We start from the raw sequence: 23104 nt of genomic DNA, 5'->3' as shown, positions 1-23104 counted from the left end.
TCTTCTGTTTTACAATATTTTCAGTTCTTATTTATTCCGTTTTATACAGTCTTCTCCCGCTTTCTATCCCATTAATTTGCCAACCGAATAAATGTATATCTGTATATTACGCAAAAATACTTTCATTTACCTTCCTGTTGATGTAAAATTATTCCTATGTTTTACTTTTTAATACAGAAAGGGATTACTATGAAATCATTAATCAAAACGACATGTACAGCATTATTATTTACTGGAATATTAACAGGATGTAATAGCAATACTACATCAAAACAAGAAAAGAGCGCTCTCGAAAAGAATGCAATGCACTATGGAGAAATAGTTAAAAACGAATACTATAGAGCGACAGTTGAAAATGCAAAGTTTGAAAAAATAGACAAAGAGCGACGCCTTACTACTCGTGTTATGATTAATAATGTTCGGGACGATGGACAAACTATTGATCTTTCGGAAATAAAATATTTCATACAAGATGAAAAAACTGGTCAGAAATATGAAGGTGAAGCTCATCCGATAGATGACGAGCACTATAAAAATGTTCCACACGAATTCTCTTTAACTACTGACGTTGTGTTTGAACTGAAAACTTCACCAAAAGATTTAAATAATATGTATTTATACATAGATAGCAAAGCAGCGCCGTTAACAGATACATATTGGAAGCTTGATAATTTAGTATCTAAATAGAAAGACCAGTCTTACATGACTGGTCTTTTACATTCATACATTTAACTTTCATTAACACTTATATTCATTTTCTAATAACAACTTGAATAACATCAGCTAAACCAGTGTGCCCTTTCCCTTCAATTCGCTCTTGTTCGCCATTAAAGAAATGAATTACCTTATGTTCTTCACACCAAGTAAGGATATCAATTGGATCATACAGCATATCAACATCTTTTGGTCCACCAGTACTATAGTTTATTTGTTTTTTTGAGTAAACTTCAAACATAATTAAACCACCAGGCTTTATCGTTTGTATCATTTTACCTAATATCATTTTTTTATAATTATCATGAAAATGTCCAAATACCATAATTGCTACATCATATTCATTTTCTGGCAAACTATCAGCTAATAAATCTACTTTTTTTGTATGCACGTTTACGTTATGCTTCTCTGCCAATTTTTTTGTCTTCTCTAATCCATCTTCCGAATAATCAATAGCTGTTACTTCGTTCCCTTGTCTTGCTAGAAATACAGCATTTCTACCTTCTCCCTCCGCAAATGCTATTACTTTATTGTGATTTGCTAAACGAAATGCTTGTTCTTTAATAAATGTATTAGGTTCTTCCCCGTAAAAATATTCATCTGATTTATATCGATCATTCCAAAATTTAGTCATCATCTTCTCTCCTTCTTCATATCATTTTCTAACTACAATTAAAGATATCGAAGAGTCTTTTTATCCTTAATTAATTTAAAAATAAAAGCAGATTAAAAATCCACTTTTATTTTTTTCGCAAGATCTACGATTTTTTGATTTCGTAACTTTTCTTCCATTTTCTCTTCTGCTGCAAGCATTACTTCATTAATTAAACATCCAGGTTTGTCATGTAAACAACATTCAAACAATGATGTTTTACCTTCAATTGCATGTATAATATCTAAAAATGAAATATCTTCCCAATTCTTACTAAGCGAGTAACCGCCCTTTGGACCAGATGATGAATGTATCATCCCTTCCTTCGTCAACTTAGTTAGTATTTTAGACAAGTACGTTGGTGAAACATTTTGCATTTCTGCTAATTGGTGAACATTAACTAACTTATTTGGTGTAGCCTTTGCCAGAAAAAGCATTGTATGAAGAGCATAATTTGTAGCTTTAGAATATTTCATAATACAGCTCCTATTGTAGACTTCATGTATCTACAATAACTTTATTTTTTTATTATGTCAAACGTTTGTAATACTCCATACAACATTATTTCTTCACAAGTAATACATCTGCCGCGAAAATCGTCACTTCTCTAAATGGAGAGTCAAATAAAACACCTAGTTTAAAACCATCTTCAGTAAGAGCTATTTCATGATATAACCACCAAGCATTTTCAAAGTTTTCCGGCATAGAACACTTTGTTACTCCTATAAAGGTTACTTCAAGTAAGTCATTTGATTATTTAAAAGTGGATGAACAAAATGTTAATTCATTTGCAAAATTAAATGATCAGGATAAGAAAAATATCCAAATTACTATGGTATTACCAGAGCAAAATGAAAATAGGGATTGGCTAGCTTACGGTTTTACTAGTCGTGAAACATTAGATGCGTATATTGAAAAGGATAAAAAAGCAATTAAAAATAAAATTAATCCTTTAGGTAGCGGTGCTGGTAGTACTGATTTTTATGAACATAAAGATAAAGGTGGCCAATATATTTACTGGAGCAGCGGATTTAAAAACTTACCATCTAGCTGGAATGACAGAATTTCTTCTGTAAGTACAGCGTCACCTTCTGCAAGTTATTCAACGACACTTTGGGAGCACACTTCAACACAAGGATATGGAAAAGGCGTTTTATTTAAACACGCTGATTGGTACGGTAAAACTGCTAATTTAGCTGCTGATTGGAACGATATTACTTCAGCGATTGAAATTAAATAGTAATAAGACATTTAATTTCTTCTATAAAAATTCAAACCACTATTCTCTCTTTCATTTAGAGAATAGTGGTTTATCATATTTCTATTTAAGCATGTACAGCATGTCCTACTGCTTGCATTAACGCTTCATGAATCGCCTCAGATAAAGTTGGATGTGCTGCAATATAATCTCTCATTATATCAGCGGTAACTTCTGTATGAATCATTACAGTTCCTTGTCCAATCAGTTCAGTGGCATGAGGACCAATAATAGAAATCCCTACAATTTCTTGGTATTTAGGTTCCACAATGACTTTTACTTTACCCATTTGTTCGCCAATAATAAGCGCTTTTCCGTTTGCTGTAAAAGGAAATTCTCCAATTTGTATGTCACCGTACTGCTCTCTTGCATCTTTTTCTGTTAAACCGACACTAGCAATTTCTGGAGCTGTATAAATACAGCGAGGTACAGCATGGTAGTTTACTTTTACATCTTCTCCACTCGCGTGTAATGCTGCTGTCGTTCCTTCATGGAAGGCAACGTGAGCAAGCTGAATTCCACCGATCACATCACCAGCTGCGTAAATATGTGATACGTTCGTTTGCATATGTTCGTTCACAGCAATCCCTTTATTTGAAAACTGAACCCCTGCTTTTTCTAAATCTAATTGTTGTACACGTGGTTTTCGGCCGACAGAAATGAGAACATATTCCGGGTTAGCTTCTTGGATACTACCTTCATATTCAAATGAAGCTTGCTTCTTATAATTATTTAATCCTTTTAAAGCAGCTCCTGTAAATATTTCTACGCCATCACTTTCTAATTTCTCTCTTAAAATATGTGCGATATCTTCATCTTCACCTGGTAATAATTGCGGTGCCATTTCAACAATCGTAACTTTTGTCCCAAGGCGACTATAAATACTTGCAAACTCGCATCCTATTACACCACCGCCAACGATTAACAATGAAGATGGTACACTCTCAAGAGACATCGCATGGCTACTATTTAAAATCCATTTTCCATCAAACGGAGCGAATGGTAATTCTGTAGGTTCGGAACCAGCTGCGATAATAAACCTCTCTCCATCCACTACTTCTTCTTTATTTCCTTGTACAACTCGCACACGATGATCCGTTTCGAATTTCGCTTTTCCTTTTACAACTTTAATTTTATTTTTCTTCATTAAATATTGTATTCCTTGGACGAGTTGCATTACGATTTGTGATTTCCTTGCCTGTATTTGATCCCAATCAATTGATATACTTCCTGTATTAAGCGTAACCCCATAATCATTCGCTTTTCTCACAATGTCATGCACTTCTGCACTTTCTAACAATGATTTCGTCGGCATACACCCAACATTTAAACACGTTCCGCCAAGGTCAGCTTCATCAATAAGAGTGACCTCTTTTCCATTTTGAGCCGCGGTAATTGCCGCTACATATCCAGCTGGTCCGCCTCCAATTACAACTAATTTACTCATTCTCTCACCTTCTCTTTATAAAAGAATTGTTATAGGTTCTTCTAAATAATATTTAATTGTGCGTAAAAATGCAGCTGCTGGTGCACCGTCTAGTACACGATGATCGAATGTTAAACTTAAAGGTAACATACTACCTTTTTTAAATTTTTTCCCTTTATATACAGGAACATGTTCAATTGCGCCAATACCTAAAATACCAGTCTCAGGTGTATTTAATACAGGTGTGAAATATTCAATACCAAAGCTACCTAAATTACTAATTGTAAATGTCGTTCCGTGCATATCATCACTACTTAAGCTACCTGCTCGCGCCTTTTGTGCCATATCCTTAATCTCTTTAGACAACTCTACTAAAGATAAATTATTTGCAAAGCGAATAGCTGGAACGACTAATCCTTTTTCTAATGCGACTGCTATGCCTAAATGCACATGTTCAAATTGATGAATGGCATCATCTATATAAGCGCTGTTCATTTCTTTATGCTCTCTAAGCGCTAATACAACAGCACGAGAAACGAAATCCGTAATGGTTAGTTTGTTTTCGTATCGTTTTTGCACAACTTTCGCTATGTCTTTATGTAATGCAACTAAATCTGTAACATCTACTTTCATCGTTAACGTTAATTGCGCACTATTTTGTAAGCTTGCATGCATACGACTCGCAATTGCTTTTCTCATACCAGTAACAGGAACGACTGTACTTTCTTCTTGTTCAGGTACTTCTGGATTTGCTACTCTTTCTTCTAGCGCCTTTAATACATCTGCCTTTGTAATCCTTCCGCCAGGACCTGTACCAACTAATGCCTTGATATCCAGATTTTCAGACTTTGCAATTTTCTTCGCTACAGGTGAAATTTTAATTCTTTGCTTCGCTACTTCTTTCCCATTTGGTTCTTGATTTTGTACTTCTATATTAGATGTTTTTTCTTCTACCACATGTGTGCTTTCCTGCATTTCTACTTTTTCATTTGGTTTACCGATGTAGCAAATTACAGTACCAGGCGGCACTCCTTCATCTTCACTTACAGCTATATCAAGTACCGTACCATCAGCTGGCGCTTCAATTTCCGTTTCAATTTTTTCTGAATTAATACTAGCAATTAGTTCTCCTTTTGCTACATTATCGCCTGCTTTAATATTCCAGCTCGTAATAATACCTTCTTTCATCGCCATACCTAACTTCGGCATTACAACTTCTACAGCCATGTGTCTCTCTCCCTTCTCATCGTTTTATTACACATGTAATAAAGATTGGTCTCCAATCATTTCTGATACAGTTTCAATTACTTTTTCTGGCGTTGGCAAATACAACTTTTCAAGTGGTGGTGAGAACGGAACAGGTGTATGTGGTGCTGTAATTCGTTTAATAGGTGCATCTAACAAATCAAAACCTTTATCCGCTACAATTGCCGCAATATCTGTTGCGATACTACATCTTGGATTCGCTTCGTCAATAACGATAAGACGATTTGTTTTTTCAACAGATGATAAAATAGTATCTTCATCAAGCGGTGATAAAGATCGTGGATCAATTACTTCTACTTCAAGCCCCTTTTTCGATAATTGCTTTGCAGCTGCAAGTGCTGTATGAACTTGTTTTCCGATTGCGACAATTGTTACATCAGAACCTTCTCGTTTAATATCTGCTTTTCCTAAAGAAATTGTATAATACCCTTCCGGCACTTCACCTTTCATATTGTAAAGTGTTTTATCTTCAAAGAAGATTACCGGGTCGTCATCTTCAATTGCCGCTAATAATAAGCCTTTTGCGTCATATGGAGTAGAAGGAACGACAACTTTTATACCTGGAATGCTCGTAAATAAGGCATACAAACTTTGTGAATGTTGTGCAGCTGCGCTAAAACCTGCACCGTGCATCGTACGTACCGTAACTGGCACTTTCGCTTTACCACCAAACATATAGCGGAATTTTGCACCTTGGTTTAATACTTGATCAAGACAACTACCAATAAAATCATTAAACATTAATTCAGCTATCGGACGTAACCCAGTTGCAGCAGCTGCCATCGCAGCTCCCATATAACCCGCTTCAGAAATTGGTGTATCCAATATACGATTTCGGCCAAACTCTTGTACAAGTCCTTTCGTAACACCAAGAACACCACCCCAAGCTTCATCATCTTGCAGATGATCAACTTGTGCACCGCCTGCAACGTCTTCACCTATTAAAATTACATTTTCATCACGACGCATTGAGATTTTCATCGCTTCATTAATTGCAGTTGACATACTTACTGTTCTAGTCATAATTTTTCACCCTCCTCTTATTTGTAAGAAACGTATACATCTTTTAATAATTCTTCATCGTCTGGGTATGGACTATTTTCACTAAATTCAATGGATCTTTGTACTGCATCATCTACTGCTTTTTCCATATCAACAAGTTCAGATTCCGTTAATAAACCTTCATGAATTAAATGCTTACGGAAATTCACAATCGCATCTTTTTCATTTAAATGTTCTTCTTTTTCTTCTGATGTTTTATATGTTTGCGCTTCACCTTCAAAATGACCGTAATTACGATATGTCATACATTCAATAATTGTTGGACCATCACCATTACGCGCACGTTCCACTGCTTCTGCAGCAGCTTTATATACAGCTAGAAGATCTTTTCCATCTACTTGAACGCCTGGAATATTATAAGCTTTTGCACGATCCGCAATAGAATCACAACTTGAAGCATATTCAAATGTAGTTGCTTCACCGTAACCGTTATTTTCTGCAATAAAAATAACTGGTAACTTCCAAATCGCCGCTAAATTAACCCCTTCATGGAATGTTCCTTCATTATTTGCTCCGTCACCGAAGAAACAAACACTTACATCTTTTGTTCCTTTATATTTAGCTGTCAATGCTGAACCGCAAGCAAGTGGGAAACCCCCGCCTACAATGCCATTAGCACCAAGCATTCCTTTATCTAAATCCGCAATATGCATGGAACCGCCTTTACCTTTACATAATCCTGTCGCTTTCCCGAAAAGTTCAGCCATCATACCATTTAAATCACAACCTTTTGCGATACAATGTCCATGACCTCTATGTGTACTTGTAATACTGTCACTATCCGTTAAGTGGGCACATACACCAACTGCTACCGCTTCTTCACCTGCGTATAAATGAACGAAACCTGGCAAAGCGCCTTGCGCGAACAATTCATGTACCTTATCTTCAAACTTACGAATCTCTAACATTTTTTCATACATCCAACGAGCTTGTTCTTTCGTAATTTCATTCCCTTTACTTTCAGTTGTTTTTAACATGTCCAGCCCTCCTATTTTCTTGATCATCTTTTATATTGCAAGTACCGTGCCAAATTCTAATCCTTGATTTAATAAGTTTTCTCTTTTCTTTCATAATAAAAAAGTGGACAAAATGAGACATCTGTCTCGTTTTGTCCACTTTTGTTCACCTAATTTGAGAACTATTATTTTATTCATTATCAAAGCTCCGCTGTAATTTTCGGATGTAAATAATTTGGCCAATATGATATGCATTATGAGTTGTTACATTCGCTAACACTTCCCACCACTTTGCAGAAACAGGAAATCCTACTACATCACTTTCAACCTTTTCTTCATTTATAAGATTTTGCCATTGTAACAGTTTTTCTAGTAGTTTTTCCCGTAATTCATCGAAAGTTTGATTATCTGAAAGCATAAAACTTTTGTTATTATCTCCAATAGCGGGTACTGCATTCACATTTGATTCTTTATACCTAGTTTGCCACGTTGAGTTCCAATACAGTAAATGTTGTACAATTTCAGCTATACTATTACTCTCTTCATTCGGTTTCCAGAAAGCTTCTCTCTCAGATAGATCTTTCACTGCATCTGAAAATGGAATATACCAACTGGGATCGTTTGCATTCGCCAACAATTGATCCGCTAATACATCCTTCACATGGACCATTTTTCTTCCCTCCTGTTAAAAAGATTCATTTCATGACAATACTCACTTCTCTAAATACGCTGAGTTTGTAAGATTTCCTCTTTTTAAGCATAACCCCATACATATGCACATAAAGAAACCGAAAGCACCTAATACATAAGCTAATGCATAACCACTTCTCCCAATAACCCAGCCCGCAATTCCAGGTCCAATCATTTGCCCAACTGCATAGAAAACAGATATAAAACTAATTGCCATTGAGACATATTTCGGAGATACTTGCTTTGAAGCTGCAACTTGAATTAATAATAGTATACCTCCGAGGCTAGAACCCCAAATAATTGCCGACACGATAAAACCAGTTATATTTCCAAATATAATTGGAGCCATATCACCTATAATAGCTAATAAAAGCGCACTACATAAACTCTTCTTTATACCAATTCGATCCGAAATAAATCCCCAGACAGATGCTCCTACGATTGAAAAGATGCCAGCAATTGCATAAACAGTCCCCGAAATTGATGCTGAGATACCACTATCAATCATAAAACTAGTTTGATATAAATTTGGAATTAAATATACAACACCAACAATAAAATACATCCATGCAATGATATATAGTTCTTTCGTTTTCCATAAAAACGATTTATTACTCATTTTTTGCTCATCTTCAGTAACTTCTGGATTTTTCAAAACAACTGAAGCGACAAATACAATGATACATGTAATAACTCCAAACAAAAACCATGCACCACGCCAACTATACTCAGGAAATGTGCGCACTACATAAGGAACAATTATTCCACTAAATAGCATACCTATACCTGCACCGCTTAATAACAGTCCCATTACAGTTCCTCTTTTGTCTGGAAACCACCCTACCGTTATTGACATGAGTGGTGTATATACAAGAGCACTACCAGCTCCAGCACATAGCATACAAAAAGCAACTATCCAAAACGAAGAAACAAACGCTAATCCCATTAAGCTTATAACGACGAACCAACTGCCTATTAATAAAACTGATTTTGCGCCAAAACGGATAGTAAATATTCCAGATGTTCCTACAGTTAATAAATAACCTAAAAAAAGTATGGTTCCTAGCATACCTGATTGAGCCGTAGATAAGTGAAGTCCTTCCTGCATAAATGGCAGTATAATTCCATATGCCATACGGGCGAAACCAGTTGTTGTTATAATAAGAAAGATTCCTATTAATACAAATATCCAAAAATGACTTTCATTCCGCTCTTTCATTTAAATTCCTCCATAAAAAATTATTTCCAATTGGATGTTGATTGTAATTATAATGATTATGACGAAATACAACTACCAAATGGTGGAGGAGTTTACGGTATAACGGATTTTTAATACATACGCAAAATTTCAGAAGGTTTCATTCCATATTTCTTTTTAAATGACTCTGAAAAATGACTAATATTATTGTATCCAACAGCAACTGCCGTTTCGGTCACATTACTAGTTCCCGAACGCAATAAAAGCATTGCTCTTTCCATTCGCTGTTCTCTTAAATATGCAAATGTGGACGTGCCAAATAATTCTTTAAAACCAATTTTTAATTTATAATCATTTAATCCTACTATTTTAGCTAATTCTAATAATGATGGGGGTGACTCCATTCTTTGAAGTAAAATTTCTTCAGCTTGTTTTATTTTATTTAAATCCTTTTTGGATAATTGGCTCCTTTTATTTGCATCACGATCATTCAGTAATACTTTCCCAAAGTATATAGAAAGCAATTCGAGCGCTTTACTTTCTATTTCGAGTTGATTAATACGATCCTTTTGGGGATTCTCTAACATTCTCTTAATAATATTAGATGTTAGGGCATCAATGGGGGTTTGAAACTTTTTAAAAGATTGATTTCCTATTATAGTATGAAAATCATGACTTTTTTCAATAGCACAATTTAGCATGAAATGATTAAACAACTGTACAGGAATTCCAATTGCTAATGAATATAGTGGAGTTTCTTTTTCATATTCAAATAGAACTTCAAAGTCATTCATAAAGTATAAATAGCTATTCCCAGCCATTAATTTATTTGTAGAGTAACCAACTTGTACTTCCCCGGATCCTTGTAAACAAAAATTAAGTTCCACCATTGCTGCATCCGATGCAAATTGAATGCGATGGTTTTTATGAAACTGGTAATTTGATAGCACTATTTCCATTCCAGAAAACGAGCTCCACCTTCGCACTTCACCCATACCTATTGTTTTTGGCACATACATATATCTTTCTTCTACAACTTGTAACCCATGAAAATATTTACTAAAAATATCATGAAAACTGTTAGTCTTCATGAAATCCACACTCCTTTTATATACAAATTACAATCAATTGATAATCATTTTCAATTATAACAAATATCTTTATACAATAAATAGCTTTTACCTTTATATCTCGTTATGATAAAAGAAAAAGAAAGCGAGCCGACAATGAATAAAAAAATTGCAATTATTACTGGGGCTTCAAGTGGATTCGGCCTATTAGCAACGCTTGAACTTGCGAAAAAAGACTATTTAGTCATTGCTACAATGCGAAACCTAGAAAAACAAGGAACCTTACTATCTCAAGTTACTGAACTCAACTTACAGCAAAATATAAAAGTTCAACAATTAGATGTAACAGATCAAAATTCTATACATAACTTTCAATTATATATAAAAGAAATAAACAGAGTAGACCTACTTATTAATAACGCAGGATATGCAAATGGGGGCTTTGTAGAAGAAATTCCAGTAGAGGAATACCGCAAACAATTTGAAACGAACCTATTTGGGGCTATATCAATTACTCAGCTTGTCTTACCGTATATGAGAAAACAAAGAAGTGGAAAAATCATTAATATTAGCAGCATTAGCGGCCAAGTTGGATTCCCTGGTTTATCTCCTTATGTATCTTCAAAATATGCATTAGAAGGCTGGAGTGAATCACTTCGCTTAGAAGTAAAACCTTTCGGAATAGATGTTGCTTTAATTGAACCAGGTTCTTATAACACAAACATATGGGAGGTTGGGAAACAACTCGCTGAAAACCAATCTGATACAACATCTCCTTACAAAGAGTATATGGATAAAATACAAAAACATATTAATAGCGGCAGTGATACATTTGGTAATCCGATAGATGTTGCTAATAAAATTGCAGAAATTGCTGAATCTAAGCGTACAAATTTACGATATCCAATCGGTAAAGGTGTGAAATTTATGATCTTTGCGAAGAAGATTCTTCCTTGGAGATTGTGGGAACACCTTGTTTTGAGAAGCTTTAAGAAAATGTAATAAACTTTTTGAAAACTATTTTGAAAGGGATGCTAATTAAATGTTAGGTTTACCGTATGGGAAAGTGTTTTTAGTGCCGTGGACTGAAGAATGGGAAATTGAGTTTATGAAAGAGAAACAACTCATTGAGGAACAAATTGGCGAACATATTTTAGCAATACACCATATTGGTAGTACTTCTATTCCATATTTAAGTGCAAAGCCAATTATTGATATAGCAATTGAATTAGAAAATTATACGGACGGTATACATTGTATTAAAAAGTTAGAACTACTAAACTATAAATATAGAAAAGAAGTATTACCCGAAAGATACTATTTTAATAAAGGTGAACCAAGAACTCATCAAATTCATATGTATGAACAAGGGAATACATATTTAATAGAACAATTACAATTTCGTGATTACTTAATAGACAATAAAACTGCACGCATGCAGTATGAACAGTTAAAGATTCAACTTTCACAAGCTAATCCTACTGATAAACATAAGTATGCAGAGGATAAAACTAATTTCATTACATCTATATTAACTAAAATAAATGCTTAAATAAACAAGAAACCATTTAGTAGTAAATGGTTTCTTGTTTATTAGTTATTTCATTATTTGTACTATCAAATTTTTATTATACAGCAGGTGGAAAGAAGTAAAATAGTATCGAAGTCATAAAAATAAACGTGAATACCCCAATTACCGAAAATATATATTCTTTCGACTCTCTATCATACTTCCATTCCATCAATGCTCTTAAGATTAACGTCCCACCTAAATAAGTAAAAATGACATAAGCAATATTAATACTTTCAAATTTAAAGATAAACATAAAGCTAGTTATTAAATAAATAAAAAGTAGTCCTATTTCCAATTTTTTATGTAAACTATTTACATGTTTTTTATATCCCCAAAAACCACCCTTGGGCATATTCAATTTTTTTCTTAAAAACTTATCGAGAAAATAGACAGCTATACAAAAAACAATAGTTATAATCCAAAAAGTAGAACCTCCCATTTTCCCCCCTCCTATTATTTCATTTAATTACTTGAAATAAATTGGACTATATTACGGTTATCCCCTTCTAAATAACTTATGATGCCTTCAGGATATGTCGGCTTCTCCTGTAATTCCTCTAGACTTTTCCAAATTAATATAATATCCTCATGCTCTTTATGCCTTATTTCATTTGTAATGATTTTTTCAACAGTCCCCCAATGTATCAATGTACAATGATGACCTTTTTCGTTGTCCCACTCAAAAATGTGTTCATTTACAATTGCTAACTCTTGAACATCAACTTTCAAATCGTATTCTTCTATTAACTCTCGAATTATTGCTTCTTTTGACGTTTCACCAAATTCAATAGAGCCACCTGGAAAACGATAAAATGATTCATTTTCATTGCATTGTACAAGTACTTTAGAATGATCTTCATTTAAAATCATTGCTTCAGCACGTAATTTAGGATTTTTCATTTTGTCTCCCCATTCATTCCACATATGATTAAATCCAATAGGTATAAAAGAAAAAATTAAGAATAATTCCTGTTATTACTAATAGCGGAACCGTTCCTAAAGAAATGACATATTCCCTCGATTCTTTATCAAATTTCCACTCCATAAATGATTGAAAGCAGTATAAAGTTATTAAAAATAAAATGGGTAAATTACTAATATAAACGGGATTTAAAGTAGCACATATCATCGTAAAAATTATATAAGAAATAATAAGAGCCCTAGTGCCCCATTTATGAAAGTTGTTTACATATTTACTATTCCAGTCTGTTTGTTTCGGTATATTTAGTTTTTTCCTCACTACTTTTTCAAAAACAACTAAGGATATAATCCATACTATTAATAAAATTCCTTTAACCCAAAACAGTGATGTTTCCTCCTTTACCTTTTCTCCGGCTGATCACTCGGATACGTAGCATTCCTTTTATTTTCTACGTCCCAACTAATAATTGTCGCACTATCACGTCCCAACTGATGATGCACGTGTTCTAAAACATTGTGAATATTTTCTTTAAGTGTTTTATCATTTCTGTGCATAGCAATATGCAAATTTAAAGGTATTTCATATCGGCGCTCCCCGCATTCTAATACTCCATCTGTCACCATTACAATTCGGTTCTTTCCAGTACGTAATTCACGAATACCTGATGAATAGCAAGGAACAGGTAAATCAAATGTGTTTACATTTCCAATCCATTCGTAAAAATGACGTTGATTTAATGCATATTGTCCTAACTTATGTAACTCTTCATGAAATACATACACTAAACAATCACCGATAGAAAGCCACCATATATAATTTTCTTTCCTTACACATAGTAAGCAAGCTGTTTCACCTTTAATTTTTTTGCACTTTTCCTTAAATGAAGATGACTGAAAAATTGTAAGTATATGATTTTCAACAGACTGAAACACTGTATTAATTGGTTCATTCAAAATTACTTTTATATTTTCATATTCTTTTTCGATTGTATTTACTACTAACTCAACACTTTCCGCACTATTATGTCCATCTAGAATAGCTGCAAATTCCCATTCACCATTTGACCAAACTAATGCACCATCTTCATTCTTTTTCGCTCCAGCACTTATATTCCCACCATATTTACCAAGTACAATATCACCATATTGTTTAACTGAAATTTCTCCTAAACACATTTCTATATTTCCAACCCATGAATATTGTGTATTATTTTTTGTATGCATACTCATTTACCATATACTTTCGTATTCTTTCACATAGTTTTTTTATTTTCTCTTCGTCACCATATGGTGCGCCAGTCCATTTCGCTATCTCGGTTGGTGACCAAAACTCTTTTGGTGTATTCGGATAACGCGGAATAATGTGCATATGCATATGTGGTACACCATTTCCTGAAACAAAAGTGTAAATATGCTCTGCACCTTCGCTTTCTTTTAACGCTTTACTTACTCTACTTGTTATAAGTCCGAACGCTTTCGCTTCTTCATCTGTTAGTTCAGCAAGGCCAGGTACATGTCTTTTTATATCTATCATTACATAACCCAGGTATGTTTCTTCACTATCCCAGTGGACATGTCCAACGTAAACGAGTTCATCTTCGTAAATAGCTCCACCTGGAACTATAATATTTCCTATATGTTTTTTGCAAATGAAACAGTTTTGTTCTATTTGATTGTTTGTTGACATATCCATCACCTTCCTTTTCATATATAATATCACAAAAAAAGGAAAAACAGGTTTAGTATTCCGAATTTTCATTCTTTTGATACAACAATTTTTGAAATGAATTTACATCTCATTATTTCTTCAAAAACGCAATCCCAATTATAATCCCAATCACAATTCCGATTACTAAATTATTTGTAAAGTGCCCTTGAAATACACCAATTACAACTCCTATACCGACACCTATTGCCAAAGCATCATTTCTTTTTTTATTTTTAGCCAAAATTACATCTCCTCCCATCATTTCTCCCTAAATAACATACATTTACTTGAATGTATTAATATAAGGACTATCTCGCTTAAATATTTCCAAAAAATGTACTGTAACTTCACATATAATATTTTCCATTTTCTGTACATACTCCTTTTATATTGGAAAATTTTCAAGTAACTATTAATTATACATAGGCATTTACTATAAGAAAGCTTCGTAATTTATTGAAGGAGGAACGATTCAAATGTATCCTCATTGGAATCCAAATATAAATCAACAGTATGTTTATTCCCCTCATCCCGCAAGGAATACATTGCATCATGATTCACAATATATGATGCAGCGTATTGCAAGTCTTGAAAATCAATTAACTAAATTAATCTCATTAATCGAGGAAAATAATCAATTAATTAAATCAATGGAACAACAAAAAAACCAAGTTTGTGCACCAGCTGGAGGTTCTGTTATCGTTCGTATGTGATCTGGATGCAATAAAAAACACACTTTGTATTATAAAAGTGTGTTTTTTATTCATTATTTTCTTTTCGTATGGAACCCTTGTGTAATTCGATCTAATATAATTGCGATTACTACGATAGCTAATCCAGCTTCAAATCCCATTCCGATATTAACTTGTGTTACAGAGCGATATACATCAACTCCAAGTCCTGGAGCTCCTACAAGTGATGCTGTTACAACCATCGATAACGAAAGCATAATGCTTTGGTTCACACCAGCCATAATCGTTCCGGTTGCAAGTGGTAATTGTACTTTAAATAGTTTTTGTGATGCTGTGGATCCAAATGCATTCGCTGCTTCAATTAAATCTTCTGGAACTTGTCTAATTCCTAAGTCAGTAAAACGAATTGTCGGTGGCATTGCAAAGATTACTGATGCAATAATTCCAGGTACTACACCTACTCCGAAAAATGTAATCGCTGGAATAAGGTATACGAATGCAGGCATTGTTTGCATAAAATCTAATGTTGGTTTTAAAAATTTTGAGAAACGTTCATTTTGAGATGCTAATATACCAATTGGAATTCCGACAATAATTGAAATAATAACAGACGTAAGTACGAGTGCTAATGTTTGCATTGTTTGTGCCCAGTAGTTAATATTCAAAATAAATAATAATCCAATAAGCGTAAAAATGACTAAAGATAATTTCCTCGTTGTGTACCAAATGAGGAAACATAAGATAATAATCATCAATATGGCGGGTATTATTGTTAAAAAATTAGTGAGTAAATCAACAAATCCGCCAATAATATAAGAGAATCCTCGGAATAAGCCTTCAAAGTGCTCATATAAACTTGCAACAAATGAGTCGACCCATTTCCCTAATGGAATCCGCGGTATACTATTCATCGTCTTTCACCTCTTCCTCAATGTTTCCTGCAAGAGCTTGAATGACACTTTCACGTTTAATAATTCCTCTTAGCCTTTTCTTCTCATCGATTACTGGTAACGGATATTTCATCTCTGCCATTTTTGCATATGTCTCTTCCAGTAAAGTATCCAAATACACATGCGGAATATCATTAAGTAATAAATCAGCAATCGGCCACTGTTTTTGTACTGCTTTACTCGCATCATCCGCAGTTAATATACCTAAAAACTCATACTTTTTGTTTACAACATATACAGTTGAAACACCTGCATTCCTCATAATTTGAAGGGCTACACGAGGTCCACGATCAATTAATAAAGTTTCTGGTCGTTTTAAAATAGACTCCGCCGTAATTACTTTTCCTAAATTCACATCCGCAACAAACTTTTCTACAAATTCATTAGCGGGGCTCATCATAATTTCTTCTGGTGTTCCAATTTGGACGATTTCTCCATCTTTCATTAATGCGATACGATCTCCAATTCGAAGCGCTTCATCTAAATCATGCGTAATAAATATAATCGTTTTTTCCATTTTATCTTGTAACTCTAACAATTCATCTTGCATTTCTTTTCGAATAAGTGGATCTAATGCACTGAATGACTCGTCCATTAGTAATACATCTGGATTATTCGTTAGTGCCCTTGCGATTCCAACGCGCTGTTGCATACCACCACTAAGTTGACTTGGGTAATTATCTTTATGATGATCGAGTCCTACTAACTGTAGCGATTCTAACGCTTTTTTCTCTCGCTCTTCAACCGGAACTCCTTGTATTTCTAAACCATATGCAACATTTTGTATAACTGTACGATGCGGAAATAGAGCGAATTTCTGAAATACCATACTCATTTTCGTTCTTCTTACTCTCCGTAACTCTTCTTTTCCCATCGTTGCGATGTCTTCACCATCTATGTATATATGACCTGCAGTTGGTTTAATCAATTGATTTAACATACGAACTAGCGTAGATTTCCCGCTACCAGACAAACCCATAATAACGAAAATCTCTCCAGAGTAAACTTCAAACGTTGCTTTTTTCACCCCAACGTTCATTCCTGTCTCTTTTAAAATTTCCGATTTACTTTTTCCTTCTTTTAATAAGGAAAGGGCCCTTTGCGGATGTTTCCCGAATACTTTTGTTACGTTTTCAACACGCACCTTTGTATTATCCATGTCACTACTCCTTTTCTACCCATCTATTCACATAGTGTTGCGATTTTACAAAGAAATATTACATAAAAATGACATTCATAAGATTTCTTTAAAATTCTCGTTTCCGTTCATAATAAGAATGCTTACTTATACATTTATTTTATAAGGCAAACGTTACTTAGGAGGTTTTCGATGCGAAAGAAAATTTGGTTTATATGCCTTGCATTATTTATTACTATGATTTTCACTTCATGTAATGCAACAAATGCAAATTCGAAAGGAAAAATTAAACTTGGTGTAACAAGTTGGAAAGAAAATATTGCAACCGCAAACATGTGGAAAGTTTTATTAGAAGAAAAAGGCTACAAAGTTGAGCTCATGTATTTAGAAAAAGCCGCAATTTGGACTGGTGTCGCTCGTGGTGATGTTGATGCGAATTTAGAAGTATGGCTACCAGTTACAGATAAACCGCTAAACGATCGTTATAAAGATGATATTGTCTTAAAATCAAAATGGTACGAAGGTACTGGACTAGGTTTAGTCGTCCCTTCTTATATGAAAAACATAAACAGTATCGAAGATTTAAATGCTCATAAAGATGAACTAGAGAATAAAATTGTCGGTATCGAACCCGGTAGTAGTCTTATGAATTTAACGAATAAAGCAATGAAAGAATATGATATAAAACTAAAACTTGTCCAATCCTCTGAAGCTGCGATGATGAGTGAACTAAAGAAAGCATATACGAAAAAGAAACCAATCGCTGTTACGCTTTGGAATCCGCATTGGGGCTTTTCAGAATTTGACTTAAAATATTTAAAAGACCCTAAGAAAGTATATGGTGAAAAAGATGACATTTATTACTCTGTTCGTAAAGGTTTCGAAAAAGACCATCCGGATATCATAAAATACTTTGACAAATGGAAGATGAACGATGAACAGCTTGGTACATTAATGGTCGAGTTAAATAAAACGAAAGATCCCGAAGAAGCGGCGCGAAAATGGATTAAGAAGAATCAAGCGCTAGTTAATGAATGGATAAAAGATTAATAAAAATAGGCTAGAGGGTTAGGATATCCTCTAGCCTGTTTTCAACTTATTTTTTCGTAACAACGTCATCTACAATCCCATATGCCTTCGCTTCTTCTGCAGTCATAAAATAATCTCTTTCTGTATCATGTGCTACTCTTTCAATCGGTTGCCCCGTTTTTTCTGCAATCATTTTATTAATATCATGCTTTAACTTTAATATTCTTTTCGCAGTTATTTCAATTTCTGTTGCTTGCCCTTGTGCACCACCAAGCGGCTGATGAATCATAATTTCACTGTTAGGGAGAGCAAACCGTTTTCCTTTTGCTCCTGATAATAATAACAATGCACCGAATGATGCCGCAAAGCCCATGCATAGCGTTTGCACATCTGGTTTAATTAAATTCATCGTATCTAATATTGCAAAACCTGCTGTCGTTGAACCGCCAGGGCTATTGATGTATAAGAATATATCTTTTTCTGCATCTTCTGCTTCTAAAAATAATAATTGCGCTACGACACTACTCGCTACTTGATCATTAATTTCTGAGCCGATAATAATAATGCGGTCTTTTAATAACCTTGAATATATATCATAGGAACGTTCTCCTAATTTTGTTTGTTCTACTACATATGGAATTGCATTCATTTTAAATCCCTCCAATACTTGTTATGCTGCGTAAAGCATATAACTGTAGGAAGAAGGGTTTTTCACATTAAATAATAAGACTGGCTGTTTAGATGGTAATTTAGTAAAATCTATTGTCGGAAGAAGCTTCGTTAATAATTCTGGTCTTTCCTCACGAATAGATGTTACAACAACTTCAATATCCTCTGTGAATTCGACTATCTCAATCCCTTCTTCACTTACAGTTTTCAGCCTATTTCTACTCCGAAATAAAGAAGCTTTCACTGCACCTTCTGATACAGAACACACTTTAGCAATATCAGCGATACTATATTGAAAAACATCTTTTAATAATAAAATTGCGGATTGCTGTACATTTAATGAAGACAATACTTTCCCTACCATTTCATGCAAATCTGCAATGTTCTCATGTGGTTCTTCAAAAGTGATTTGTCCTCTTATTTTTTCATGAACAGACTTAGACTTCATCTGATCTAACCAACGATTTCTTGCTATTTTATAGACGAGTGTCATACAAATATCTTTATTTCTATATTTTCGAAGCACTTTACACACTGTTTCTTGGGCGAGATCTTCCCCATCCCATTTGTTTTTCGTTAAAAAAGTACAGTATCTTTTTAACTCTCCATATTGTTCAATTAAAAAGTTTATATTTGAATGATTCATATCGATATGATTCTTTAAAACATGAGTTACTTTTGTGCACAAAATAACCACTCCTTTTCAGCGCTTACTTAATAAACGATTCAACATTAAAAAAAGTTACGGGGATATAAAAAAATAATGTTTATGTTCAATAATTCGCGGTCATAAATATGTTATGTACAATTTTACGTGAGGAGGAACAAATTTGCCAAAATTAACAATTGAAGGTGCGGGAACTTTTGATGTGAAAGAAGGAACAAAGTTAGTATTAGCAATTGAAGATAGCGGTGTCAACATTCTTCATCGTTGCGGCGGGAATGCACGTTGTACAACTTGTAGAGTAGAAATACTAGCAGGTGATTTCTGTGAAGCGAGTGCGAATGAGAAACATGCAATGACGGAAAAAGGAATTGAAGATCATTTACGATTATCTTGTCAAATGCGTGTACATAAAGATATAGTCGTTCGTCCGGTACTTACAGTTGAAAATTCAGGTCTTGATGCTGGGCCACGCCCGGCGGAGTAAAGTGATGAATTTAAAACAGCTCGCTGGCGAATATGCTGCTAACTTTGTAAATGATGGCATGAAAATTGGGCTTGGTACAGGTTCTACTGTATATTGGACAATACAAAAATTAGGTGAACGTGTAAAAGAAGGATTATCATTTCAAGCTGTACCAACATCAAAGGAAACTGAAGCATTAGCACAGCAACTAAATATCCCCCTAATTTCGTTAAACGACGTACAAAGCCTTGATCTTACAATTGATGGAGCGGATGAAATTGATTCAAATTTACAACTTATAAAAGGCGGTGGTGGTGCATTACTTCGTGAAAAAATCGTTGCCTCTTCCTCTAAAGAACTAATTATCATTGCTGATGAATCGAAATTTGTAACACATTTAGGTAATTTTCCATTACCTGTTGAAATCATCCCTTTTTCATGGAAACAAACCGAAAATAAAATTCAGTCTTTAGGGTGTCAAACAACGTTACGTTTGAAAAATGATGAAACTTATATAACCGATAACAATAACCTGATTATCGATTGTATATTCCCTAATCATATTTCTAATCCTGCCCATTTACACACCCAATTAAAAATGATTACTGGTGTAGTTGAAACAGGGTTGTTTATAAGTATGACGAGTACAGCAATTATTGGTACTAAAAATGGGATAAAGAAATTGTAATAAAAGCTAACTTTTTAAAGTTGGCTTTTTAGTATGTTCTTCTTCTCTTAATAGTGCTTTATTATGATATACTAGGAAAACGCAAACTGATTACACTAGAAAGGACTGAACATTTTGCAATCCAAACTTATAACAGAACTTGCTGATTTAGAAACTGCCTTTCATATTCGAAAAGAAGTATTTGTAAAAGAACAAGGTGTCCCTCTTGCAGATGAATTCGATACATTCGATGAAATCGGAGAGCAATGTAAACATATTTTAGTTTATTATCATGAACTTCCTGTAGGCACAGGTCGTATACGATTTGTTGATGGTGTCGGAAAATTAGAACGTATTTGTATTTTAAAAGATTATCGTACATACGGATTAGGTAAAGTCATCATTCAAACGTTAGAAGAACTTGCTCGTAACGAACAAGTTACGAAAGTGAAACTACACGGTCAAACACAAGCTGAAGGATTTTATAAAAAATTAGACTATGAAACTTCTTCTGATATATTTATGGAAGATGGCATTCCGCACATACTTATGACGAAAATGTTATCATAATAAAAAGGGTAGTATATGAATCTTATGTATTCATACACTACCCTTTTTTATTAATAGAAAAGTGAATTCTCAAGATTACCTTTTGCATCAAAGCCCATCATCTCTTAGTTCATACCTAAGTAAAGCTTACACTGTTTTCCATAATGATAATGCATAAATCCAGTTTGGATCACCATTTCCTTGATAACTCTGGACTGCTTCATATACTTTTCCTTCGTGTAGAACTCTATCTCCCTTTTTATATGCTTTTTTTGCATCCCACGCTTCATATGAAGCGCTTTCGGTTTTTGTAGTAATTGTGAATATATCACTCTGTACGGATTCATTTCCAGCTACATCAACAGCTTTCACTACATATTTATAAGTAGTATTAGCGAGCAGATTTTTATCCAAATAAGAAGTTGTATTGGATGTTGCAATCTTTTTCATTGATCCTTCTGTTTCTCTATAAATATCATAATGGTCTACACCAATATTATCGTCAGATGGACTCCACATTAAATCCACACTTGACGCTGTCGTTCCCATACTATGTAATCCTTTTGGTTGTGTTGGTGCTTCTGTATCAGGAGTCTCAACTGTCGTTTTTACTGTAAGCGCTGTACTTTCTGTCGATACATTGCCAGCTGCGTCAATTGCTTTTACAGTATAAGAGTATTCTGTACTTGGTTGTAACTTCTTATCAATAAAATGAGTCCCTGGTACTGTATCAATCATCTCTCCGTTACGGAAGATTTGATATCCTTTTACCCCTACATTATCCGTAGAAGCGTTCCATGTTAGTTCTACACTATTCGCTGTTACTTTTTGCGTCTGAAGTCCATTTGGAATACTTGGTGCTTCTATGTCTGGTTTCACATCATTAATAAGATTAACATCAATTACATTATAGAATGCATTTGCTGTATCAGCTACATCCCATACTGCTAAAATCACATGATATCCACTACGATCAGTAGGTACATTGATTTTATGAGTTAAATTATTTGAAGCTGCAGAACCATCATGTTGTACAGTTCCAATTGGTTCGAAATCTGCTCTTGTTAGCGCTTTATTTGGATTCCATCCTTTTTTAGTAATATAGTAATGCCACTTACTCGTTAAGTGAGGCGCAGTATACTTCCAAGTAAATGTATTTTCCCCACCAGTGATTGTATTTTTAAACCAACGATTTTCTGTTTGTTGATCTAAAATACCACCAAATTTTCCGCCTGCTGAAGCAATTTGTCCATCTACTGGACCACCTTGTGGGAACCCTTTTGGAGCTTCTAAACTTTGTGGTTCATACATAACACTTCCACAGTTTACATTTAGCGCACCATAAGTTGGACTACATAAAGCGGATCGGCTACCGGGCTTTTCAACAAAACCGTGCGCATAAGCATTTTGAGGAATAAGTGTCGTACTAATAATTCCAGCTGTTAATGCTACAACTCCTAAACTTTTTTTGTTCATTTTCATATTTTGTAGTTGTTTTAAAAATCGATTATTCATGTTCATGTCCCCTTCTTGTTATACTTTGTAGTGGAATGTGGGCTTTGATGTAAAAGAATAACAAGAGACAAACTTGTACCGATGTATGTGTTAATTATGCATACACCGCAGTGAAAATATATTTTTTCCTTGTGAAATATTTCACTTTATGAATATATCATGACATAGAACTCGCCTAAGCATGTGCAGAAGTTGTGCAGAAACAGTGAAATTATTACTAACATATAAAACCACATCCTGAAATCATAAAGTAAAACTTTAATTAGTTGGG

At 34.1% G+C, this 23104-nt stretch carries 29 protein-coding genes and 1 pseudogene; 9 read left to right on the top strand and 21 right to left on the bottom strand.

Translation table 11 applies throughout. From position 1 onward, the window contains the following. The first annotated feature begins 189 nt into the window (after positions 1-189). Entirely contained in the window at positions 190-687 is a 498-nt protein-coding gene (locus tag QCI79_RS26790; protein ID WP_000838469.1) for a hypothetical protein, read from the top strand. A 64-nt stretch (positions 688-751) separates the two neighbouring features. Here QCI79_RS26790 and QCI79_RS26785 read toward each other — a convergent pair whose 3' ends face one another. From QCI79_RS26785 to QCI79_RS26775, 3 genes and pseudogenes are all read right to left on the bottom strand, one after another. After that, the gene (locus QCI79_RS26785; RefSeq protein WP_002101046.1) at positions 752-1351 is read right to left on the bottom strand and encodes a class I SAM-dependent methyltransferase; all 600 of its coding nucleotides are present in this window, start codon (positions 1349-1351) and stop codon (positions 752-754) included. Between the two features lie 89 nt (positions 1352-1440). After that, on the bottom strand, positions 1441-1842 hold the full coding sequence (locus QCI79_RS26780; protein WP_021727925.1) for an Rrf2 family transcriptional regulator: 402 nt from the start codon (positions 1840-1842) through the stop codon (positions 1441-1443). Between the two features lie 85 nt (positions 1843-1927). Next, positions 1928-2113, bottom strand: a pseudogene (locus QCI79_RS26775) (DUF4085 family protein); the annotation flags it as partial. Here QCI79_RS26775 and QCI79_RS26770 point away from each other — a divergent pair. Continuing rightward, a complete protein-coding gene (locus QCI79_RS26770) occupies positions 2070-2606 on the top strand; it encodes a hypothetical protein (RefSeq protein WP_044129551.1) in 537 nt (178 codons plus the stop codon). The pseudogene QCI79_RS26775 and the gene QCI79_RS26770 sit on opposite strands and share 44 nt — an antisense overlap. 85 nt (positions 2607-2691) lie before the next feature. Here the strand turns inward: QCI79_RS26770 and lpdA are convergent, their stop codons facing one another. The 7 genes from lpdA to QCI79_RS26735 form a co-directional block, all read right to left on the bottom strand. Beyond that, entirely contained in the window at positions 2692-4071 is a 1380-nt protein-coding gene (gene lpdA / locus QCI79_RS26765) for a dihydrolipoyl dehydrogenase (protein WP_000041212.1), read from the bottom strand. A gap of 15 nt (positions 4072-4086) precedes the next feature. Further along, positions 4087-5277: a dihydrolipoamide acetyltransferase family protein gene (locus tag QCI79_RS26760; RefSeq protein ID WP_000257770.1), complete on the bottom strand. Its 1191-nt coding sequence runs from the start codon at positions 5275-5277 to the stop codon at positions 4087-4089. Between the two features lie 27 nt (positions 5278-5304). Further along, positions 5305-6339: an acetoin:2,6-dichlorophenolindophenol oxidoreductase subunit beta gene (acoB, locus tag QCI79_RS26755; RefSeq protein WP_000198907.1), complete on the bottom strand. Its 1035-nt coding sequence runs from the start codon at positions 6337-6339 to the stop codon at positions 5305-5307. Positions 6340-6356: 17 nt separating this feature from the next. Continuing rightward, positions 6357-7355: an acetoin:2,6-dichlorophenolindophenol oxidoreductase subunit alpha gene (acoA, locus tag QCI79_RS26750; RefSeq protein WP_021727926.1), complete on the bottom strand. Its 999-nt coding sequence runs from the start codon at positions 7353-7355 to the stop codon at positions 6357-6359. Positions 7356-7524: 169 nt separating this feature from the next. Continuing rightward, positions 7525-8004 (bottom strand): DinB family protein, encoded by a 480-nt coding sequence (locus QCI79_RS26745; protein WP_000233782.1) that lies wholly within the window; start codon positions 8002-8004, stop codon positions 7525-7527. Between the two features lie 42 nt (positions 8005-8046). After that, positions 8047-9243: an MFS transporter gene (locus tag QCI79_RS26740; protein WP_000664568.1), complete on the bottom strand. Its 1197-nt coding sequence runs from the start codon at positions 9241-9243 to the stop codon at positions 8047-8049. 110 nt (positions 9244-9353) lie between these two features. Further along, positions 9354-10313, bottom strand: coding sequence for a helix-turn-helix transcriptional regulator (locus tag QCI79_RS26735; RefSeq protein ID WP_000856359.1), 960 nt, complete (start codon positions 10311-10313; stop codon positions 9354-9356). 135 nt (positions 10314-10448) lie between these two features. Here QCI79_RS26735 and QCI79_RS26730 point away from each other — a divergent pair, with 135 nt between their 5' ends. Both QCI79_RS26730 and QCI79_RS26725 read left to right on the top strand, forming a co-directional pair. Continuing rightward, on the top strand, positions 10449-11294 hold the full coding sequence (locus QCI79_RS26730; RefSeq protein WP_001034786.1) for an oxidoreductase: 846 nt from the start codon (positions 10449-10451) through the stop codon (positions 11292-11294). A 40-nt stretch (positions 11295-11334) separates the two neighbouring features. Further along, positions 11335-11844 carry a GrpB family protein gene (locus tag QCI79_RS26725; protein ID WP_000901213.1) on the top strand — a complete coding sequence of 170 codons (510 nt, stop codon included), beginning with the start codon at positions 11335-11337 and terminating at the stop codon, positions 11842-11844. A gap of 76 nt (positions 11845-11920) precedes the next feature. Here the strand turns inward: QCI79_RS26725 and QCI79_RS26720 are convergent, their stop codons facing one another. From QCI79_RS26720 to QCI79_RS26695, 6 genes are all read right to left on the bottom strand, one after another. Continuing rightward, positions 11921-12304 (bottom strand): DUF4181 domain-containing protein, encoded by a 384-nt coding sequence (locus tag QCI79_RS26720; protein WP_000509504.1) that lies wholly within the window; start codon positions 12302-12304, stop codon positions 11921-11923. Positions 12305-12327: 23 nt separating this feature from the next. Further along, entirely contained in the window at positions 12328-12765 is a 438-nt protein-coding gene (locus QCI79_RS26715) for an NUDIX domain-containing protein (RefSeq protein ID WP_000795353.1), read from the bottom strand. A 28-nt stretch (positions 12766-12793) separates the two neighbouring features. Further along, positions 12794-13132 (bottom strand): DUF4181 domain-containing protein, encoded by a 339-nt coding sequence (locus QCI79_RS26710; RefSeq protein WP_074628857.1) that lies wholly within the window; start codon positions 13130-13132, stop codon positions 12794-12796. A gap of 53 nt (positions 13133-13185) precedes the next feature. Then, positions 13186-14010, bottom strand: a complete 825-nt coding sequence (locus tag QCI79_RS26705) for a PP2C family serine/threonine-protein phosphatase (protein ID WP_000556972.1) — start codon at positions 14008-14010, stop codon at positions 13186-13188. After that, on the bottom strand, positions 13994-14494 hold the full coding sequence (locus QCI79_RS26700; protein ID WP_003284488.1) for an HIT family protein: 501 nt from the start codon (positions 14492-14494) through the stop codon (positions 13994-13996). The genes QCI79_RS26705 and QCI79_RS26700 overlap by 17 nt, the downstream gene beginning before the upstream one ends. A gap of 91 nt (positions 14495-14585) precedes the next feature. Beyond that, positions 14586-14753: a glycine zipper domain-containing protein gene (locus QCI79_RS26695; protein WP_000508470.1), complete on the bottom strand. Its 168-nt coding sequence runs from the start codon at positions 14751-14753 to the stop codon at positions 14586-14588. A gap of 217 nt (positions 14754-14970) precedes the next feature. Between QCI79_RS26695 and QCI79_RS26690 the strand changes: the two genes are divergently transcribed. Beyond that, complete coding sequence (locus tag QCI79_RS26690) at positions 14971-15207, top strand: hypothetical protein (RefSeq protein ID WP_000283222.1); 237 nt, start codon at positions 14971-14973, stop codon at positions 15205-15207. 53 nt (positions 15208-15260) lie between these two features. On the opposite strand, the gene QCI79_RS26685 is transcribed toward QCI79_RS26690, so the two are convergent. Continuing rightward, positions 15261-16097, bottom strand: a complete 837-nt coding sequence (locus QCI79_RS26685) for an ABC transporter permease (protein WP_021727929.1) — start codon at positions 16095-16097, stop codon at positions 15261-15263. Beyond that, on the bottom strand, positions 16090-17295 hold the full coding sequence (locus QCI79_RS26680) for a quaternary amine ABC transporter ATP-binding protein (protein WP_000370606.1): 1206 nt from the start codon (positions 17293-17295) through the stop codon (positions 16090-16092). Before QCI79_RS26680 ends, QCI79_RS26685 begins: the two co-directional genes overlap by 8 nt. A 171-nt stretch (positions 17296-17466) precedes the next feature. Between QCI79_RS26680 and QCI79_RS26675 the strand changes: the two genes are divergently transcribed. Next, a complete protein-coding gene (locus tag QCI79_RS26675) occupies positions 17467-18324 on the top strand; it encodes a glycine betaine ABC transporter substrate-binding protein (protein ID WP_001227621.1) in 858 nt (285 codons plus the stop codon). Between the two features lie 46 nt (positions 18325-18370). On the opposite strand, the gene clpP is transcribed toward QCI79_RS26675, so the two are convergent. Further along, positions 18371-18952: an ATP-dependent Clp endopeptidase proteolytic subunit ClpP gene (gene clpP, locus QCI79_RS26670; RefSeq protein ID WP_000991610.1), complete on the bottom strand. Its 582-nt coding sequence runs from the start codon at positions 18950-18952 to the stop codon at positions 18371-18373. A gap of 21 nt (positions 18953-18973) precedes the next feature. Next, a complete protein-coding gene (locus QCI79_RS26665) occupies positions 18974-19660 on the bottom strand; it encodes an RNA polymerase subunit sigma-70 (RefSeq protein WP_000337520.1) in 687 nt (228 codons plus the stop codon). Positions 19661-19802: 142 nt separating this feature from the next. Between QCI79_RS26665 and QCI79_RS26660 the strand changes: the two genes are divergently transcribed. The 3 genes from QCI79_RS26660 (at position 19803) to QCI79_RS26650 (ending at position 21339) form a co-directional block, all read left to right on the top strand. Further along, complete coding sequence (locus QCI79_RS26660) at positions 19803-20123, top strand: 2Fe-2S iron-sulfur cluster-binding protein (protein ID WP_001125388.1); 321 nt, start codon at positions 19803-19805, stop codon at positions 20121-20123. A gap of 4 nt (positions 20124-20127) precedes the next feature. Continuing rightward, positions 20128-20790, top strand: coding sequence for a ribose 5-phosphate isomerase A (gene rpiA / locus QCI79_RS26655; RefSeq protein WP_001049986.1), 663 nt, complete (start codon positions 20128-20130; stop codon positions 20788-20790). Positions 20791-20904: 114 nt separating this feature from the next. Continuing rightward, entirely contained in the window at positions 20905-21339 is a 435-nt protein-coding gene (locus QCI79_RS26650) for a GNAT family N-acetyltransferase (RefSeq protein WP_001190864.1), read from the top strand. A gap of 126 nt (positions 21340-21465) precedes the next feature. On the opposite strand, the gene QCI79_RS26645 is transcribed toward QCI79_RS26650, so the two are convergent. After that, positions 21466-22833: a lytic polysaccharide monooxygenase gene (locus tag QCI79_RS26645; RefSeq protein ID WP_001065165.1), complete on the bottom strand. Its 1368-nt coding sequence runs from the start codon at positions 22831-22833 to the stop codon at positions 21466-21468. Positions 22834-23104 lie beyond the last annotated feature (271 nt).

Origin of the sequence: Bacillus cereus group sp. MG1, from assembly GCF_040460035.1 — a bacterium.
GTDB classification, from domain to species: Bacteria; Bacillota; Bacilli; order Bacillales; family Bacillaceae_G; genus Bacillus_A; species Bacillus_A cereus.
This window is presented reverse-complemented; position numbering and strand designations above follow the sequence as displayed.

What these genes read in the sequence shown, in the direction of transcription:
- QCI79_RS26645 (WP_001065165.1), bottom strand. Translation starts at nt 22,833, where the DNA reads ATGAATAATCGATTTTTAAAACAACTACAAAATATGAAAATGAACAAA.
- clpP (WP_000991610.1), bottom strand. Translation starts at nt 18,952, where the DNA reads ATGAATGCAATTCCATATGTAGTAGAACAAACAAAATTAGGAGAACGT.
- acoA (WP_021727926.1), bottom strand. Translation starts at nt 7,355, where the DNA reads ATGTTAAAAACAACTGAAAGTAAAGGGAATGAAATTACGAAAGAACAA.
- QCI79_RS26760 (WP_000257770.1), bottom strand. Translation starts at nt 5,277, where the DNA reads ATGGCTGTAGAAGTTGTAATGCCGAAGTTAGGTATGGCGATGAAAGAA.
- lpdA (WP_000041212.1), bottom strand. Translation starts at nt 4,071, where the DNA reads ATGAGTAAATTAGTTGTAATTGGAGGCGGACCAGCTGGATATGTAGCG.
- QCI79_RS26735 (WP_000856359.1), bottom strand. Translation starts at nt 10,313, where the DNA reads ATGAAGACTAACAGTTTTCATGATATTTTTAGTAAATATTTTCATGGG.
- QCI79_RS26680 (WP_000370606.1), bottom strand. Translation starts at nt 17,295, where the DNA reads ATGGATAATACAAAGGTGCGTGTTGAAAACGTAACAAAAGTATTCGGG.
- QCI79_RS26700 (WP_003284488.1), bottom strand. Translation starts at nt 14,494, where the DNA reads ATGAAAAGGAAGGTGATGGATATGTCAACAAACAATCAAATAGAACAA.
- QCI79_RS26780 (WP_021727925.1), bottom strand. Translation starts at nt 1,842, where the DNA reads ATGAAATATTCTAAAGCTACAAATTATGCTCTTCATACAATGCTTTTT.
- QCI79_RS26720 (WP_000509504.1), bottom strand. Translation starts at nt 12,304, where the DNA reads ATGGGAGGTTCTACTTTTTGGATTATAACTATTGTTTTTTGTATAGCT.
- QCI79_RS26675 (WP_001227621.1), top strand. Translation starts at nt 17,467, where the DNA reads ATGCGAAAGAAAATTTGGTTTATATGCCTTGCATTATTTATTACTATG.
- QCI79_RS26745 (WP_000233782.1), bottom strand. Translation starts at nt 8,004, where the DNA reads ATGGTCCATGTGAAGGATGTATTAGCGGATCAATTGTTGGCGAATGCA.
- QCI79_RS26740 (WP_000664568.1), bottom strand. Translation starts at nt 9,243, where the DNA reads ATGAAAGAGCGGAATGAAAGTCATTTTTGGATATTTGTATTAATAGGA.
- QCI79_RS26695 (WP_000508470.1), bottom strand. Translation starts at nt 14,753, where the DNA reads ATGGGAGGAGATGTAATTTTGGCTAAAAATAAAAAAAGAAATGATGCT.
- QCI79_RS26690 (WP_000283222.1), top strand. Translation starts at nt 14,971, where the DNA reads ATGTATCCTCATTGGAATCCAAATATAAATCAACAGTATGTTTATTCC.
- QCI79_RS26715 (WP_000795353.1), bottom strand. Translation starts at nt 12,765, where the DNA reads ATGAAAAATCCTAAATTACGTGCTGAAGCAATGATTTTAAATGAAGAT.
- QCI79_RS26685 (WP_021727929.1), bottom strand. Translation starts at nt 16,097, where the DNA reads ATGAATAGTATACCGCGGATTCCATTAGGGAAATGGGTCGACTCATTT.
- acoB (WP_000198907.1), bottom strand. Translation starts at nt 6,339, where the DNA reads ATGACTAGAACAGTAAGTATGTCAACTGCAATTAATGAAGCGATGAAA.
- QCI79_RS26730 (WP_001034786.1), top strand. Translation starts at nt 10,449, where the DNA reads ATGAATAAAAAAATTGCAATTATTACTGGGGCTTCAAGTGGATTCGGC.
- QCI79_RS26725 (WP_000901213.1), top strand. Translation starts at nt 11,335, where the DNA reads ATGTTAGGTTTACCGTATGGGAAAGTGTTTTTAGTGCCGTGGACTGAA.
- QCI79_RS26705 (WP_000556972.1), bottom strand. Translation starts at nt 14,010, where the DNA reads ATGCATACAAAAAATAATACACAATATTCATGGGTTGGAAATATAGAA.
- QCI79_RS26790 (WP_000838469.1), top strand. Translation starts at nt 190, where the DNA reads ATGAAATCATTAATCAAAACGACATGTACAGCATTATTATTTACTGGA.
- QCI79_RS26785 (WP_002101046.1), bottom strand. Translation starts at nt 1,351, where the DNA reads ATGATGACTAAATTTTGGAATGATCGATATAAATCAGATGAATATTTT.
- rpiA (WP_001049986.1), top strand. Translation starts at nt 20,128, where the DNA reads ATGAATTTAAAACAGCTCGCTGGCGAATATGCTGCTAACTTTGTAAAT.